The 15878-nt window shown below is 69.5% G+C and carries 15 protein-coding genes; 10 read left to right on the top strand and 5 right to left on the bottom strand.

Annotation, left to right across the window (positions count from 1 at the left end; genetic code table 11):
• Positions 1-92: 92 nt before the first annotated feature.
• The 8 genes from IG98_RS0129210 to der all read left to right on the top strand — a co-directional run bounded on the left by IG98_RS0129210 (position 93) and on the right by der (position 7738).
• Positions 93-1040: a ParA family protein gene (locus IG98_RS0129210; protein ID WP_030919190.1), complete on the top strand. Its 948-nt coding sequence runs from the start codon at positions 93-95 to the stop codon at positions 1038-1040.
• A 30-nt stretch (positions 1041-1070) separates the two neighbouring features.
• A complete protein-coding gene (locus tag IG98_RS0129205) occupies positions 1071-1895 on the top strand; it encodes a segregation and condensation protein A (RefSeq protein WP_030919188.1) in 825 nt (274 codons plus the stop codon).
• The gene (gene scpB / locus IG98_RS0129200; protein ID WP_030919186.1) at positions 1888-2466 is read left to right on the top strand and encodes an SMC-Scp complex subunit ScpB; all 579 of its coding nucleotides are present in this window, start codon (positions 1888-1890) and stop codon (positions 2464-2466) included. The genes IG98_RS0129205 and scpB overlap by 8 nt, the downstream gene beginning before the upstream one ends.
• A 141-nt stretch (positions 2467-2607) precedes the next feature.
• The gene (locus IG98_RS48145; protein ID WP_245651761.1) at positions 2608-3984 is read left to right on the top strand and encodes a pseudouridine synthase; all 1377 of its coding nucleotides are present in this window, start codon (positions 2608-2610) and stop codon (positions 3982-3984) included.
• Positions 3985-4064: 80 nt separating this feature from the next.
• Positions 4065-4424, top strand: coding sequence for a chorismate mutase (gene aroH / locus IG98_RS0129190; RefSeq protein WP_030919183.1), 360 nt, complete (start codon positions 4065-4067; stop codon positions 4422-4424).
• A gap of 34 nt (positions 4425-4458) precedes the next feature.
• On the top strand, positions 4459-5532 hold the full coding sequence (locus IG98_RS0129185; protein WP_030919181.1) for a prephenate dehydrogenase: 1074 nt from the start codon (positions 4459-4461) through the stop codon (positions 5530-5532).
• Positions 5533-5675: 143 nt separating this feature from the next.
• The gene (gene cmk, locus IG98_RS0129180; protein WP_051753135.1) at positions 5676-6311 is read left to right on the top strand and encodes a (d)CMP kinase; all 636 of its coding nucleotides are present in this window, start codon (positions 5676-5678) and stop codon (positions 6309-6311) included.
• Complete coding sequence (gene der, locus IG98_RS0129175) at positions 6308-7738, top strand: ribosome biogenesis GTPase Der (RefSeq protein WP_030919178.1); 1431 nt, start codon at positions 6308-6310, stop codon at positions 7736-7738. Before cmk ends, der begins: the two co-directional genes overlap by 4 nt.
• A 349-nt stretch (positions 7739-8087) precedes the next feature.
• On the opposite strand, the gene IG98_RS0129170 is transcribed toward der, so the two are convergent.
• Together IG98_RS0129170 and IG98_RS0129165 are read right to left on the bottom strand one after the other, a co-directional pair.
• Positions 8088-9242 carry an SIS domain-containing protein gene (locus IG98_RS0129170; protein WP_051753121.1) on the bottom strand — a complete coding sequence of 385 codons (1155 nt, stop codon included), beginning with the start codon at positions 9240-9242 and terminating at the stop codon, positions 8088-8090.
• Positions 9239-10534 (bottom strand): D-tagatose-bisphosphate aldolase, class II, non-catalytic subunit, encoded by a 1296-nt coding sequence (locus IG98_RS0129165; RefSeq protein ID WP_030919171.1) that lies wholly within the window; start codon positions 10532-10534, stop codon positions 9239-9241. Before IG98_RS0129165 ends, IG98_RS0129170 begins: the two co-directional genes overlap by 4 nt.
• A 122-nt stretch (positions 10535-10656) precedes the next feature.
• Between IG98_RS0129165 and IG98_RS0129160 the strand changes: the two genes are divergently transcribed.
• On the top strand, positions 10657-11427 hold the full coding sequence (locus IG98_RS0129160; RefSeq protein WP_030919170.1) for a GntR family transcriptional regulator: 771 nt from the start codon (positions 10657-10659) through the stop codon (positions 11425-11427).
• A gap of 63 nt (positions 11428-11490) precedes the next feature.
• On the opposite strand, the gene IG98_RS0129155 is transcribed toward IG98_RS0129160, so the two are convergent.
• Together IG98_RS0129155 and IG98_RS48140 are read right to left on the bottom strand one after the other, a co-directional pair.
• Positions 11491-11916, bottom strand: coding sequence for a DUF397 domain-containing protein (locus IG98_RS0129155; RefSeq protein ID WP_084195739.1), 426 nt, complete (start codon positions 11914-11916; stop codon positions 11491-11493).
• A 33-nt stretch (positions 11917-11949) separates the two neighbouring features.
• On the bottom strand, positions 11950-12804 hold the full coding sequence (locus IG98_RS48140; RefSeq protein ID WP_030919167.1) for a helix-turn-helix domain-containing protein: 855 nt from the start codon (positions 12802-12804) through the stop codon (positions 11950-11952).
• A gap of 326 nt (positions 12805-13130) precedes the next feature.
• Here IG98_RS48140 and IG98_RS49175 point away from each other — a divergent pair, with 326 nt between their 5' ends.
• Complete coding sequence (locus IG98_RS49175; protein ID WP_169750198.1) at positions 13131-13655, top strand: ATP-binding protein; 525 nt, start codon at positions 13131-13133, stop codon at positions 13653-13655.
• A gap of 132 nt (positions 13656-13787) precedes the next feature.
• Here IG98_RS49175 and IG98_RS45455 read toward each other — a convergent pair whose 3' ends face one another.
• Positions 13788-15863 (bottom strand): multicopper oxidase family protein, encoded by a 2076-nt coding sequence (locus IG98_RS45455; RefSeq protein WP_051753118.1) that lies wholly within the window; start codon positions 15861-15863, stop codon positions 13788-13790.
• Positions 15864-15878 lie beyond the last annotated feature (15 nt).

The following is a 15878-nucleotide window of genomic DNA, read 5'->3' as shown; positions in this document are numbered from 1 at the left end:
TATGTCCGGGCGTGCCGCCTTGCCGCATACGTGTTGACGCCATAGTGTCCGTCCGGACGGTCCGGTTAGAGGCCGTCAGGGAGGTTCGACTGGTGACTGTGACCACCGACGGTTCTATCCGGGGAGCGGCCCCGGCAAACCCCGAGAATCCCTGGGGCGACACCAAGACCGCCGGGACCCCTCGCAGTGGGGGAGTCCTCGGCCCGACCGGGCGTCCCCGCCCCGTTTTCCCCGACCCGCCCCCTCGCAGCGTGCACGGACCGGCGAGGGTCGTCGCCATGGTCAACCAGAAGGGCGGCGTCGGCAAGACGACCACCACGATCAACCTGGGCGCCGCGCTGGCGGAGGCCGGGCTCAAGGTTCTGCTGGTCGACTTCGACCCGCAGGGCGCCCTATCGGTCGGTCTCGGGATCAACCCCCTCCAGCTCGACCTGACGGTCTACAACCTCCTCATGGAGCGGCAGATCACGGCCAGGGACGTGCTGCTGGAGACCGGCGTCGAGGGCATGGACCTGCTGCCCAGCAACATCGACCTGTCGGCCGCCGAGGTCCAGCTCGTCACGGAGGTCGCTCGCGAGCAGGTGCTCGGCCGGGTCATCAAGCCCCTCCTGCCCGAGTACGACGTCTGCCTGATCGACTGCCAGCCCTCCCTGGGACTGCTCACGATCAACGCGCTGGCCTGCGCGCACGGCGTTATGGTGCCGCTGGAGTGCGAGTTCTTCGCGCTGCGCGGTGTCGCGCTGCTCATGGACACCATCATCAAGGTCCAGGAGCGCATCAACGACGAGCTGGTCATCGAGGGACTGCTCGCCACCATGTACGACGCGCGCACCCTGCACGGCCGCGAGGTGCTGGCCCGGGTCGTCGAGGCGTTCGACGACAAGGTCTACCACACAGTGATCAATCGGACGGTTCGCTTCCCCGACGCGACCGTGGCCGGTGAGCCCATCACCAGCTTCGACTCCTCCTCGCTCGGCGCCAGCGCGTACCGCGAGCTCGCCAGGGAAGTTCTTGCCAGGTGGGCCGCGCTGGAGCGGTGATCCCACCTGCCGGTACGGGACAATGGAGGGATGACCGAGCAGCCGAAGACCGCCGATGACACCTTCAAGGTGCATCTGGAGGTCTTCGAAGGCCCTTTCGATCTCCTGCTCGGTCTGATCTCCAAGCACAAGCTGGACATCACCGAGGTCTCGCTCAGCCAGGTCACCGACGAGTTCATCTCCTATATCCGGGCCAGGGGCCCGGAGTGGGACCTGGACCAGACGAGCCATTTCCTGCTCGTCGCGGCGACCCTGCTCGACCTCAAGGCGGCCAGGCTGTTGCCCGCCGGCGAGGTGGACGACGAGGAGGACCTGGCCCTTCTGGAGGCCCGCGACCTGCTCTTCGCCCGCCTCCTGCAGTACCGGGCCTACAAGGAGGTCGTCAAGGTCTTCTCCGCCAGGATGGCCGAGGAGGCGCTGCGCTTCCCGCGTACCGTGCCGATGGAGGCCCGGTTCGCAGGCCTGCTGCCCGAACTGGTCCTCGGCATCGGCCCCGACCGTCTCGCTGAGATCGCCCGGCGGGCCTTCGCCCCCAAGGTGCCCCCGTCGGTTTCCGTGGCCCACATCTACCAACCACTCGCCAATGTCCGCGATCAGGCGGTTATCCTTGTCGAGCGGCTGCGGCGGTTACGCCGGGCGACCTTCCGGGCACTCACCTCCGACTGCGCCGGCACCTTCGAGATCGTCGCTCGTTTCCTGGCGGTCCTGGAGCTCTACCGGGAGGCGGCCGTCTCCTTCGAGCAACTTGAGCCTCTCGGGGAGCTGTACGTGACCTGGACCGGCAGCGACGACGGCGATGTCGCCGTGGCCGACGACTACGACGAGACCTCGAAGAGAGAACCCGCCGATGACTGACGTGGCATCCGAGCCTGAGCTGAGCGCCGGTCCCGACCTGCGCGCCGGGCTGGAGGCCATCCTGCTGGTGGTCGACGAGCCCGTCGCCGAGGTGACCCTCGCCCAGGTGCTGGAGCGGCCCGTCCACGAGGTCGGCAGGGTGCTCCGGGAACTCTCGGCGGAATACACCGAAGCCGGGCGGGGTTTCGACCTGAGAGAGGTCGCGGGCGGCTGGCGTTTCTACACGCGGGCCGAGTGCGCCTCACTCGTGGAGCGGTTCGTCCGCGACGGCCAGCAGACGCGTCTGACCCAGGCCGCGCTGGAGACCCTGGCCGTGGTCGCCTACCGGCAGCCGGTGAGCCGGGCCCGGGTGGCGGCCATCCGCGGTGTCAACAGCGACGGCGTCATGCGCACGCTGGTGACGAGGGGGCTGGTCGAGGAGGCCGGCACCGAACCGGAGAGCCAAGCCGTGCTCTACCGGACAAGTTCGTATTTTCTCGAGAGGATGGGCCTGCGGGGGCTCGACGAGCTTCCAGAACTGGCGCCTTTCCTGCCCGACGACATGGAATCCCTAGAGGAGCAGAAGCAGTGAACAACAGCCGTAGTACCCCGTCCGGTGATGGACGCGGTCAAGGCCGTGGCGGAGCCCCGCGCGGTGGTAATCCCCGTGGGGGCTCGCAGTCCCGTGCTGAGCGCGATGGTTCGCGTGGTTCGTCCGGGAGCAGGCCCTCGGGTGGTTCGCAGGGTGGTTTCCGGCCGTGCTGAGCGCGATGGTTCGCGTGGTTCGTCCGGGAGCAGGCCCTCGGGTGGTTCGCAGGGTGGTTTCCGGTCCGACGGTCCGCGTCGGGATGATCGCGGTGGTTCGTCGTTCGGCGGACCTCGCGACAGCTCACGGAGCCGGTACGGCAGGCCCTCCGAGGGCTCCCAGGGCGGCTACCGCTCCGACGCTCCGCGCCGGGACGACCGCGGTGGTTCGTCGTTCGGCGGACCCCGTGACGGTTCGCGGAGCGGTTTCCGGTCCGACGCCCCGCGCCGTGACGATCGTGGTGGTTCGCAGGGTGGTTTCCGCGCGGACCGGGATGGCTCGCGTGGCAGGCCCGGCTCCGACCGCGGCCGCGGCGGCGCGCCCGCCGGTGGCTCCCGTGCCCGCTTCGGCAGGACCGGCCGCCGGGACGACGTCCAGACCATCGGCGGCGACCGCGCCGGGGCGTACGGCGAGCGTCGCGCTCCCGCCGACCGCTCCAGCGGCCGCGCCCCGGCGGCGAAGGCCCCGCTGCGGCCCGGCACGATCGCGAACGACCGGTTCAAGACCGCCCGCCAGCCCAAGCGGGACTCCGACTTCTACGACCGTGACTACGTCGACGAGCGCGACACCACCGAGGTCCCGGACGGCGTCCGGCTGCAGAAGGTCCTCGCCCAGGCGGGCGTCGCCAGTCGCCGGGCCTGCGAGGACATGATCGGCGACGGCAGGGTGACCGTCGACGGCCAGGTGGTCCGTCGCTTCGGCGCCCGGGTCGACCCCGCCAAGCAGGTCATCCACGTCGACGGCAAGCGCCTGCCGACGATGCCCGACCTGGTCTACTTCGCGATCAACAAGCCGATCGGCGTCGTCAGCACCATGTCCGACCCGGACGGTCGCCCCTCGCTGGCCGACTTCGTGGCCGACCGCACCGAGCGCCTGTTCCACGTGGGCCGGCTCGACACCGAGACCGAGGGCCTGATCCTGCTCACCAACGACGGTGAGCTGGCCAACAGGCTCACCCATCCGAGCTACGGCGTGCAGAAGAAGTACTGGGCCAAGGTCCCCGGCCGGATCGAGCGCGATCTCGGCCGTCGGCTGAAGAAGGGCATCGATTTGGAGGACGGCCTGGCCAAGGCCGACTCCTTCACCCTGGTCCAGGAGCACGGCCAGCAGGCCCTGGTCGAGATCGTGCTGCACGAGGGCCGCAAGCACATCGTCCGCCGCATGCTGGAGGAGGTCGGGCACCCGGTCATCGACCTGGCCCGTATCGAGTTCGGCCCGGTCAAGCTCGGCCGTCTCAAGCCGGGCACCCTCCGTGCGCTCACCCTAACGGAGGTCGGGGAACTCTACGCCGCAGTCGGGCTGTAACCTTCCCTGACACGCACGTTCGGGACGCGCCGGACCACCCTTCGGGGTGGTCCGGCGCGGGTGGATATGGAGGAACGACGATGGTGCGGGCGATCCGCGGTGCGATTCAGGTCGAGGCGAACGACCGGGACGCGATCCTGTCCGGAGTCACCGAACTGGTCACGGAGGTGATGGGGCGCAACAGGCTCACCACCGAGGACGTGATCAGTGTGATCTTCACGGCCACGCCTGATCTCACCGCCGAGTTTCCCGCCTTGGCCGCCCGCAAGCTCGGTTTCCACGATGTCCCGCTGATCTGTGCTTCCGAGATCGACGTGCCGGGTGCCCTGCCCCGCGTGGTCCGGCTGATGGCCCATGTCGAGGTCGACCGGCCCCGCCAGGAGGTCCAGCACGTCTACCTGCGTGGCGCGGTCGCCCTTCGGGTGGACATCGCCCAATGAGTCCTTTAGGCGTCATGATCTCGGGGGAGTGGGTGTGAGCGGTCTGGAGAGCGTCCTGGTCGTCGGTACCGGGCTGATCGGCACCTCGATCGCCCTGGCCCTGCGCGAGCAGGGTGTCGCCGTTCATCTGGCCGACCGGGACGAGGGCTCCCTGCGGCTGGCACGCGAGCTGGGCGCCGGAGTGGAGTGGGCCGAGGGCGTGCGGGTGGACGTCGCGGTCATCGCGGTCCCGCCCCATGCGGTCGCGGGGCGGCTCGCCGCCCTCCAGCAGGAGGGCGCGGCCCGGTTCTACACGGACGTGGCCAGCGTCAAGGCCCTTCCGCTCAGAGAGGCCGCGAGCCTCGGCTGCGACCTGACGAGCTACGTCGCCGGGCACCCGCTCGCCGGCCGTGAGCGCTCCGGGCCCGCCGCGGCGCGGGCCGACATCTTCCTCGGGCGCCCGTGGGCGCTCTGCCCGACCGAGGAGACCTCGCCCGACGCGGTGGAGGCCATGTACGGCCTCGTCAAGCTCTGCGGCGGCGAGGCGGTCAGGGTCGGCGCCGAGGAGCACGACAGGGCCGTCGCGATCGTCTCGCACGCCCCGCACGTGACCGCCTCCGCGGTGGCCGCCCGTCTCGCGGACGCGCCGGCCACCGCGCTCGGCCTGGCCGGGCCGGGGGTGCGCGACGTCACCCGTATCGCGGCGGGCGACCCGAGGCTGTGGACCGGGATCCTGTCGGGCAACGCGCTGCCGGTGGCCGAGGTGCTGGAGGCGGTGGCGGCCGACCTGGCCGCCGCGGCCGCCGCGCTCAGGGAGGCCGCCGATCCCGAGGCCATGGCCCGCGTCACCGAACTGTTGTACCGAGGCGTCACGGGCACCGGCAGGATCCCCGGCAAGCACGGAGGTCCCGCGCGCGCCTACGCGACGGTCCAGGTCATCATCGGTGACCGCCCCGGCGAGCTGGCCCGGCTGTTCCAGGTGGCCAAGGAGGCGGGCGTCAACATCGAGGACGTCCGGCTTGAGCACGCCCCCGGCCTGCCGCTGGGAGCCGCCGATCTCTCGGTGCAGCCGGAGGCGGTGCCGAGGTTGTCCGAGGCCCTGCGCGCGCATGGCTGGCACCTGCCGTAGGCGCCTGCCGTAGGCGCCTGCCACACTCCGGGCACGGGCCCGCTCGCTCGATGCGCGGTTCCCGCCCGGCTCCCGGTAGCCTCGTACGGACAACTGAAGCGGGCTGCAAGGGAGAAGGCGTCGTGACCGGACTGGTCGTCGCCATGGACGGTCCTTCGGGATCGGGCAAGTCGAGCGCGTCACGAGGGGTGGCGCGGGCGCTGGGGCTGCGTTATCTCGATACCGGGGCGATGTACCGGGCGATCACCTGGTGGATGCTTGAGCGGGGCGTCGACCTCGCCGACCCCGAGGCGATCGCGGCCAGGGCGCTCGACCCGATCCTCACCCTGGGCGCCGATCCCGACGCCCCCACGGTGGCGGTCGACGGTGTCGACGCCGCCGGGCCGATCCGCACCGCCGAGGTCACCGCGGCCGTCTCGGCGGTCAGCGCGGTACCCGAGGTACGGCGCCGCCTGGTGGCCGAGCAGCGTGAGATCATCGGTTCCGGCGGCATCGTCGTCGAGGGCCGTGACATCGGCACGGTGGTGGCGCCCGACGCGGTGGTCAAGATCTATCTGACCGCGAGCGCGGACGCCAGGGCGCTGCGCCGCACGGCGGAGCTCACCGGCACCACGGTGGAGGCACAGCGGGCCGCGATGGCCCGCCGGGACACCCTTGACTCGACAAGGAAGGCAGACCCGCTGGCGAAGGCGGCCGACGCCGTCGAGCTCGACACCACGGCGCTGAACCTCGAAGAGGTCATCGCCGAAATACTGCGTGTGATTAAGGAAAAGGCGTGACCGGGGAATACGACGACGACAACGGCTGGATCGACGCGGAGCTCGCCGATTCAGGGACCGACCACAGCTCTCAGGAGGCGGGGCCGGACACCGCCCCGCAGCCGGTCGTGGCCGTGGTGGGCCGCCCCAACGTGGGCAAGTCCACATTGGTCAACCGGATCATCGGCCGCCGTGAGGCGGTCGTGGAGGACGTGCCGGGGGTGACCCGCGACCGGGTCACCTACGACGCCACCTGGCGCGGGCGCCGGTTCACGGTGGTCGACACCGGTGGCTGGGACCCCGATGCGACCGGCATGGCGCTGAAGATCGCCGAGCAGGCCCAGGTGGCGGCGGAGCTGGCCGATGTGATCCTGTTCGTGGTCGACGCCGTGGTGGGCGTGACCGACGCGGACGAGATCGTCGGCCATGTGCTGCGCGGGTCGGGCAAGCCGGTCATCCTCGCCGCCAACAAGGTCGACAACCAGCAGATGGAGCTGGAGGCCGCCGGGCTCTGGTCTCTCGGCCTGGGCGAGCCGCAGCCGGTCTCCGCGCTGCACGGCCGCTCCAGCGGTGACCTGCTGGACGTGATCCTCGAAAAGCTGCCGGAAACGCCCGAGCAGCGGTTCGGCGCCGAGCGCGGGCCGCGCAGGGTCGCCCTGGTCGGCAAGCCCAACGTGGGCAAGTCCTCGCTGCTGAACCAGCTCGCCGGCCAGGAGCGGGTGCTCGTCGACCCGATGGCGGGCACCACCCGCGACCCGGTGGACGAACTGGTCGAGCTCGGTGGCAAGACCTGGCGCTTCGTCGACACCGCCGGCATCCGGCGGCGTGACCGCGAGCTCAAGGGCGCCGACTTCTACGCGAGCATGCGCACCAGGGCCGCGCTGGAGCGCTCGGAGATCGCGGTGGTGCTCATCGACGCCAGCGAGGTGCTGACCGAGCAGGACCTGCGGATCATCTCGCTGGTGATCGAGTCCGGCCGGTGCATGGTCGTGGCGTTCAACAAGTGGGACCTGCTGGACGAGGACCGCCGCTACTACCTGGAGAAGGAGATCGACCGCCAGCTCGTCCGGGTGCCGTGGGCGCTGCGGGCCAATATCTCCGCCAAGACCGGCTGGCACGTCGACCGGCTCGTCCCGGCGATCGAGAAGGCGCTCGACTCCTGGTCGACCCGGGTGCCCACCGCCCGCCTCAACGCCTTCCTGACCGACCTGGTCGCGGCCACCCCGCCGCCGGTTCGCAGCGGCAAGCAGCCCAAGATCCTCTTCGCCACCCAGGCGTCGACGGAACCGCCGAAGTTCGTGCTGTTCACCTCGGGCTTCCTGGAGGAGACCTACCGCCGCTTCATCGAGCGCCGGATCCGCGAGGAGTTCGGCTTCGCCGGATCTCCCATCGAGGTCACCATGAAGATCCGCGAGAAGCGCCAGGGGCAGGGACAGAAGAAGAAATGACCCACCACGAACGGCCCGGCCACGCCGGGCCGTTCGTCGTTTCCGAGGTCCTGTCACCAGGTTCTGCCCGCCCCGTCGACGCGAGGGGGACGCCTCGCCGTGCTCCTCGCAGCTTTTCAATCTTGAGCCGGAAGCCGGTTCCGCGCTCGTGAACGGCTTCCGGGTGACCGTTCCGTTGCGCACTGGTGGGAATCGTTCGCCCTGTTCCCGTTCGACGAGGTGCCGTCAGAGGCGCGACACAGGTCGCTACCTTGGGCGATTCGTGTCGTCAAGGGTTGTCGATCCTTGGGGAGCGCCTCGGGAGGTTAGGGGGAGCGAGGGGCCCGGTCAACGCCGTGCTGCTGTGATGTCAGTGCTGCAACCGGTGCAGGGTGACACCTCGCACCACTCGGTTGACCTCGCCCGAAGGGAACGGGTTGTCGGGCCGGGTTCCTCGGAGCACAGCGGCGTTGAGTCCGATGAGCTGGGCGCATACGACGGCGGGCAGGGCCAGCGCCGCGTCCTCGATGTCCTCGACACCGTGGAGCAGCCAGTTCCCCTCGTCCGGCGTGCCGTCGGTCCCGGCTTCGATCGCGATAACACTGCCGGGCGCCATGGTCGAGCGTAGTTCCGCGATGATGTCCAGGTCGTACCGGCGGGTGTACGGGTCGTTCGACACGTACACGATCACGACGGTGCGCTCGTTCAGCACGGCCTTGGGGCCGTGGCGGAATCCCAGGGCGGAATCCGAGGTCGTGGTGATCGTCCCGCCGGTCAGTTCGAGCGCCTTCAGTGCCGACTCCGCGGCCAGCCCCCGGAGAGCCCCGCTGCCCAGGTAGACGATCCGTTCGGGATCGCGGGCCAGTAGCGCGCCGATGTTCTTGTCGAAGACGCCGTCCTGCGTGATCCGCTCGGCTGCCCGGGCCAGTCGCTCCGCGACACCGGCGTAGGCGGTTCCACCGAGGGCGAGCAGGGCGGCAAGCGTCATTCCGGTGAAACTCGATGTCATCGCGAAGCCACGGTCATTGGAGGCGGGCGGCATCAGGAGCACACACGAGGCGGTCCTCCCGGAATGTTCCCGAGCCAGCCGCCCCTCCTCATTGCAGGTGATCACGAGGTGGTGCACATCCGACAGGCACTGCCCGGCGAGTCCGGTGGCCGCGAGACTCTCCGGGCTGTCCCCGGACCGGGCGAAGGAGACGAGAAGGGTCGGCAGATCCTCGGCGAAGCAGCCTCGCGGGTCGGCGACGATGTCCGTGGTGGACACGGCGTCGACTCGCCGCCCGAGCCGCCGAGCCAGTGTCGTGGCGAGCACCTGCCCCGCGAAGCCCGAGGTACCGGCACCGGTGAGCACCACGCGCAGGTGGTCGCGAGCCACCAGCGGCTGGAGGAAGTCGTCGAGCGTGGCCCGGGAGGCGGCGACGATACCGTCGATATCCCGCCAGATGCCGGGCTGCTGCATGATCTCACGGGCAGTGTCACTGGCCCCGGGGGCGCGAGCCAGGGTGCCGAGAAGGCCGGTCACGAATACTCCTTGTGGTGGGGATCGCACGCGCGATCGTAGTCGCGCAGCACATCGCGGATGCGGTCGATCACCAACGCCCGCGGCTTCGCGGCGAGTTCCCCGCGGCGAACGCGCGCGTACTGATTGGGCAGATAGGCACTGAGGAGCGATAGAGGAATGTCCCGCGCCGCGAGGTTGCCGAGGAGTCGCTCCTGCGCTTCGGTCACCTCGGGATCCGGCCAGTAGTAGCGCATCCGGTCGCTGTAGCTGTAGCGCCGGGCGAGGCGCCGCTCAGTGTCGTCGCTCGGGTAGTGGCCCTCCCAGTGGTCGGGCTCGGCGAGCATCCGCTGTTCGACGGCCTCGGGCAGCCGGGACCGTTCGCCCACGGGCACCAGTTCGTCCTCGATGGCTGCGAGCGCGAACAGCGCCTCACGGAGCGCGAAGGTCAGACCGGGACCGACCTTGAGGACGGCCCAGTGGTCCTTGACCAGTGCCGTGAGTGCTTCGGCCAGTTGGTAGTCGGTCGAGTGCGCCTCGAACGCCATGGTGGGCTCCTCGTTGAGGACCGCTCCTAGCTCCGCGGTCCTCTCCGGCCGGTAGTCGATCACCCGCTGATGGTCGAACTCCACGCCCGGCTGGACGACGAGTGCCATGACGCGGGGCCAGACGTCCTCAAGTCCGTGTCCGGCGAACGCCTCACGGTGACGTGCCAGGGTCACCCGTGCGGCCCGCGCCGAGGTGGGCATGAGTTCGTTCAACGTCTCGTGAGCGCCACCGGGCGTCGGCACCTCTGTTCCGATCACGTAGCGGATCCGGGCGGCGCCGTGCTCCCCCGCCGTGTCCTCGGCCACCCGGATCAGCCGGGCGGCGCGCTCGGCGACCACGTCGTCGGTGAGCGGCGTGGGGTCGCCCGCGCAGGGGAAGCTGCAGTCCAGGTGGATTTTGGTGAAACCGGCCGAGACGTAGGCGGTGACAAGGGCTTCGGCCCGCTCCATCGCCTGATCCGGTGGCAGCGCGCGCCACCGGTTGGGGCCAAGGTGGTCACCGCCGAGGATGACGCGGTCCAGCGGTAGACCCTGTTCGGCGGCGATGGCGTACACCAGGTCGCGGAAGTCGTCGGGCCGCATGCCCGTGTAACCGCCGTACTGGTCAACCTGGTTGGAGGTCGCCTCCACCAGGACCTGCCTCCCGGTTTCGCGCGCCTGGAGCACAGCGGCCTCGATCACCAGCGGATGCGCCGAACAGACGGAGGCGATGCCCCTGGGCTCACCTGCCTTCTGACGCTGGACCACCTCGTCCAACAAACTCCACATGATCCGCTCCTGTTCTTGCCCTACGTTCCGGGGCGCGGCGCGTTCTTACAGCCGGCGACACGCTGGCACAGTACTGGTCCGGTTTTTGGTCGTCAATGGTCAGAATCTGGTACGGTACTGGTATGGATCGTTCGGATGTACCCTCCTTCCCCAAAGGCCTGCTGAGCGATGACGCCCTGCCCCGCTACGTCCAGGTCGCCGCACGGCTCTGGGATGACATCTCGGCCCGCGGTGCCAGGGCGGGGGACCGGCTGCCATCGGAGCGGAGTCTGGCCACGCGATACGAGGTGTCGAGGGAAACCCTGCGCGCCGCTCTGGCCGAACTGGCGGGCCGGGGCCTGCTTGAGTCCGCCGCGGCCCGCGGCTGGTTTGTCGCTGGAAGTGGCCAGCCCGTCACGCCGACGGGTGGGCACACGGTGGAGGGGTTCGCCGACTACGCCCTGAAGCACGGCCTGGCCACCCGCAGCCAAGTGCTGGAATCGGGAACCAGGCCGGCGACCGTGGATGAGGCCGAGACGCTGCGCATCGGCCCGGGCGCCGCGCTGTTCGAGATGCGACGACTGCGTTTCCTCGACGACCTCGTCGTCGTACTGGAGCACAACCGGGTGCCTTTGACGCTCTGTCCGGCGCTGGCCGACACCGACTTCGCCGCCGCGTCGCTCTACGCGACCCTGCGAAGCGCCGATCCGGCGCAGTTCCCCCGGGTCGCGGACTACTCGGTGGAGGCACGGCAGCCCGAGACCCGGGAGCGGGATCTGCTGGAGATCAAGGATGGGACTCCGGTGCTGGTCGCCGAGCAGCTCTCCTTCAACCAGGACGGGCGGCCGCTCGAACTGACGGTGCAGGTCTACCGAGGAGACCGCTACCGCTTCCGGGCTTCCATCACCGACTGACGGTGCGGCCGCGACCTGGTCCGGATCGCCGTCACCGGGCGGCGCTGACCACGGCCGGGCCGGTCATCCCCGGGCCGCGAGCACCTTGGCCGGGGTGGAGAGGAGCCAGGTGAGGGTGAACTCGTCGTCGTGGGTCACTCCGTCGAGGAAGGCGTGCCATTCGCCGAGGGTGTAGGTGATGGCGGATGTGGGCGGGGCATCGCTGTCCTGGATCGTGACGCGGTCGCCGTCGAAACCGATGAGCAGGCGGCCCGCGAAGAGGGCGGGGGTGCCTAGCCTCTGCGGGGCGAGATCATCGGCGTGTACGCGGTCGAGGAAAGCGAGCCAGTCCTCCGGGGTGATGGCGATGGTCGGGCCTTGGGGGGAGGGGTTGTTGGAGTTGTGCAGCCAGACGACGGTGCCGTCGAAGCGGGCTTCGACGCAGTTGCTCTGGACGCCGCTGCGAGCGCTTTTACGCCAGATACCGCCCAAATTCTGATCGCCAGCCATGCTCGGCACCCTTTCTTGGATGAATTGTGCCGATTAGAGCGTAACTGCTATTTCTCGAAGGAAGGAGTCTGATTCGGCAGGGCTCAGGGCGAGGGCGGTGAGACGCTCAAAAGCTCGGAGGTACTGCTCGACGCTGTGTTCGTCCTCGATGTAGGCATCGGTGTTCATGGTCTCGACATGGGCAACATCCAGGCTGGGGAGACGTAGGACGCTGAAGGCGCCAAAGAGTCCCGGATTGGGGCGGTCGAGAAACGGCAGGACCTGCAAGGTGACGTTCGGCCGAGTCATGTATTCGCGCAGATGCTGTAGCTGATCTCGGAAGATCTCCGGCCCGCCGATGGGCTGGCGCAGGGCGGCCTCGCTGATCACGGCCTTCAGTGTGACCGGTTCGTCGCGGCTGATGATGGCCTTGCGGTTCATCCGGACGGTGATGAACTCGTCAAGCCTCGACACGCTGCCAAGCTCTCCCAGGGCGGACACGAACGCACGGGCATATGCCTCTGTCTGTAGAAGGCCGGGCATCAAATGCATCTCGTATGTCCAGATCTCGGTCGCCGTTGCTTCAAGCCGGATCAGGTCCACATATGAGGGTGACAACGCGTCACTGTGTTCGACCCACCAGCCGCGTCGTTCCTGCTGTACCTCTCCCGCGACGATCATGAGTTTGTCTCGGATGCTGGGGTCGGTGACTCCATACGCGTCCAGGATCGGAGGTACATCGCGGGGCGGAATGCCGACGATGCCGTTTTCGATGCGGCTGAGTGAGCCTGTGGAACGTCCGCATTTCTCGGCGGCGAGGGCAAGGGAGGTGAGGCCCGCCCGGAGTCGGAGTTCCGCCAGCTTGGCGCCGAACCAACGTTGTCGGAGTGATGGTGTTTCTGGTCTCATGTCCCTTTCCTGGGTCAGTGATCGAGCGCTTGATGAAGCTTTCTTCATCGTAAGAATTTCACCGAAGCAGCTTGCGGATCAGAATCTCGCGGACCACTATAGGCTCGGCGATCGATTACCGAAGGTGATCGACAAAAAACGGTTGGTAGTTGGAATTGATGGCGGATTCGGCGTTCGAAGCGCCGGTGCCGCAGGTCTCGTCACGGTAGGTGATGGCTGTGGGGATCTGCGGTTGCGTACCGCCATGGGGTCGGGCCGTGTCAGGCGGCGATGGAACGTTCCCGGGCCGATCGGTGCCGTGGACAAGGGAAGGGACAGGGATGATCGTGAAGCGTTCGCGTGCTCTGATCGTCGGCGGGATCTCCGGGTTGTTCCGGGGCGGGCGTCTCGGCGGTGCGGATCGGAGGTTCTCCGGTCTGGACTGGCAGCTGTTCGCGCTGGACGTGCTGTCCGCCTCCCCGAGTTTCTCCCGCCGGTTCGCGGCCACGGCCTCGCAGGTCAGGCCCGCCCGCACCTTCGTCGCGGACCTGCTGGGGGACGAGCATCCGCGCAGGGACGACGCCGTCCTGCTCACCAGCGAGCTTGCCGGGAACGTGATCCGGCACGCGATCCAGCGGGAGTTCCTCGTCTCGCTGGCGTTCGTGACCGGCGGCGTGCTGGTCGCGGTCCGGGACTGCGGTTCGTCCAGGATCCCGTACCCGAGACAGGCGGCGGAGGAGGCCCCGAGCGGCCGGGGTCTCGCCTTGGTCGACACCCTGGCGGCCCGCTGGGGCTTCCACCGATCCCCCGGGAGCACGAGCGTCTGGTTCCAACTCGCCACGCCCTCGCCCGGCCTGGGCGGAGACGGCTGATCATTCGGGGTTGTTTCCCTGGTTTTGGTTTGTCGCCTCCTGTCTGGTCTGGGCGGGGGGAGATGATCATTCGGGGTTGTTCCCCTGGTTTTGGTTTGTCGCCTCCTGCCTGGTCTGGGCAGGGGGAGATGATCATTCGGGGTTGTTCCCGGAGGCGTGACCGGCGTCGTAGGGGGTGGTGACGCCCTCATAGGCGAAGTGGAAGGTCATGCCGAGGGCCGCGTGGCCCAGGTCGTGGCAGTGTGACATCCAGATACCCGGGTTGTCGGCGCGCAGCGCGACCTCCCAGACCTCTCCGGGGCCGACGTCGAAGGTGTCCATCCACAGCTCTCCGGTGGCGGGTACGCCGTTACGGGAAAGCACACGGACGTGGTGGCCGTGCGGATGGATGGGGTGGACGTCCCCGCTCCGGTTCGCCACCGTGATCCTCACCAGCTCACCCTCGCGCAGCACCGGGGTGGTGATGCGCGGCCAGACCTCGCCGTTGACCGTGTGGGCCAGGGTGGGGACCCCGTCCAGCATGGCCAGACCCCGGTCCAGGATCCAGGTGACCTCCCGGTCGAACCGGTCGGGTCGGCCGGGCTTCGCGGGGTCGTCCGAGTCGTACGTCGCGATGTCCAACAGGGGGCCGGCGGCCGGCGTGGGAGCGGTGCCCGAGCCGGGAGTGACCAGCAGGCCGAGGTCGGAACGGCCGTCCACCGAGAGCAGGACGGGTGTGGCGGGCATGGTGAAGGTCAGGTCGTAGCGCCCGCCCGCGGCCAGCTGGACCCGCCGGTCCCCGATCTCGCCGGGCCGTGACAGGTCCCGTCCGTCCACGGCGGCGATCCGGTACGGTGTGCCGCTCAGGCCCAGCGTCCGCCGGACGTTGTCGGTCGCCGTGACGCGGAGCCGGACCGGCGTCCCCGGGGTGACTCCGAGCCGGGCCAGGCCGTCCACCGGGCCTTCGTCGTCGACGGCCACCGTCTGGACGCCGCCGAGCACATGGGTGGAGACGGTGTGGTCCGACACCTTCGCCACGGCATCAGGTGAAGAGCCGGAACCGAGTGGTCCGCCCGCGGCACCCGAGGGGGAGCCGGGCGGATTCGAGGGGTCCGGAAGGCCGGGAGGGGAGGTGCCCTCGCCGGTGGCCGCCGGGTCGACGACGAGCATGCCGTACAGGCCCATCCGGACCGCCGGGTCCGACAGGTCGTGGCTGTGGTACCAGTAGCTGCCGGGGTCCTCGGCCAGGAAGCGGTAGACGAACTCGCCTCCCGGCTTCACCGCGTCCTGGGTGACGCCCGCGACGCCGTCCTCGCCCACCGGGACGTCATAGCCGTGCCAGTGCAGGGTCACCCCGATGCCTGGCATCGCGTTGCGCAGCCGCACCTCGACCAGTTCCCCCTGGCGGACGCGGATGGTGGGACCGGGCACCGTGCCGTCGAACGTCCACGCCTCGACCCGCCGGCCGGAGGCCAGGGACACGGTCGCGGGCTTGGCGGTGAGGGTGAAGCGCCGTACCTTCGCACCGGCGGCCGGACCGCGCAGGTCCGTCACCGCCCTGGTCGCGGCGGCGGGCCGGGCGGTGCTCTGGGCGCCGTCCCGATGGTGGGCGCCGAGATCCAGAGTCGCGGGTATCCGGCTCGACCACGCCGACAGACCGGCCCAGACCAGGGCCGCGCACAGCACCGCCGTCCCCGCCGTGGTGCTCCACCTCCCGCGCGCCACGGTTCCGTTCGCGGTCTCCACATCTTCCGTACGGAAGACGGCGCCGAGCAGCCGCCAGGTGATCGTGGCACCGACGACGACCAGGGCGACGAGGACGCCGGCCATGACCGGAGGGACGGGGTGGGAGATCGTGAGTGCCGCGATGACGCCGCCCAGGGCTCCGTACCCGGCGGTCAGCGCGGGGACGGCCGTGGCGGGGGACGGTGACGGGCGGAGCAGCCGGGGAAGGGCGGCGACGGCGGCGACCAGCGCGGGGACACCGACCAGCGGCAGGGCGAGGGTCAGCTTGTCGGCGGCGAACCACCAGCCCGAACGGCTCAGCGCGACCGCCAGTCCGACCCGCAGGCCGGTGGCGGCCAGCGCCGCCAGGGTCAGGCCGAGGGCGATCAGGCGGGTACGGCGGTCACGGCGGGCCATGACCGTGCTCACCCCGGCGCCGAGCCAGAGCGCGGCGACGAGAACGAGCAGGATGCGGTCCAGGGCGAGGAGTTGCGCGGTGTTCATGATCTTTCAGGGAAG

The organism is Streptosporangium amethystogenes (assembly GCF_000721075.1).
Classification (GTDB): Bacteria; Actinomycetota; Actinomycetes; order Streptosporangiales; family Streptosporangiaceae; genus Streptosporangium; species Streptosporangium amethystogenes.
The sequence above is the reverse complement of the archived record's forward strand: the minus strand, read 5'-3'. Positions and strand labels throughout refer to the sequence as shown.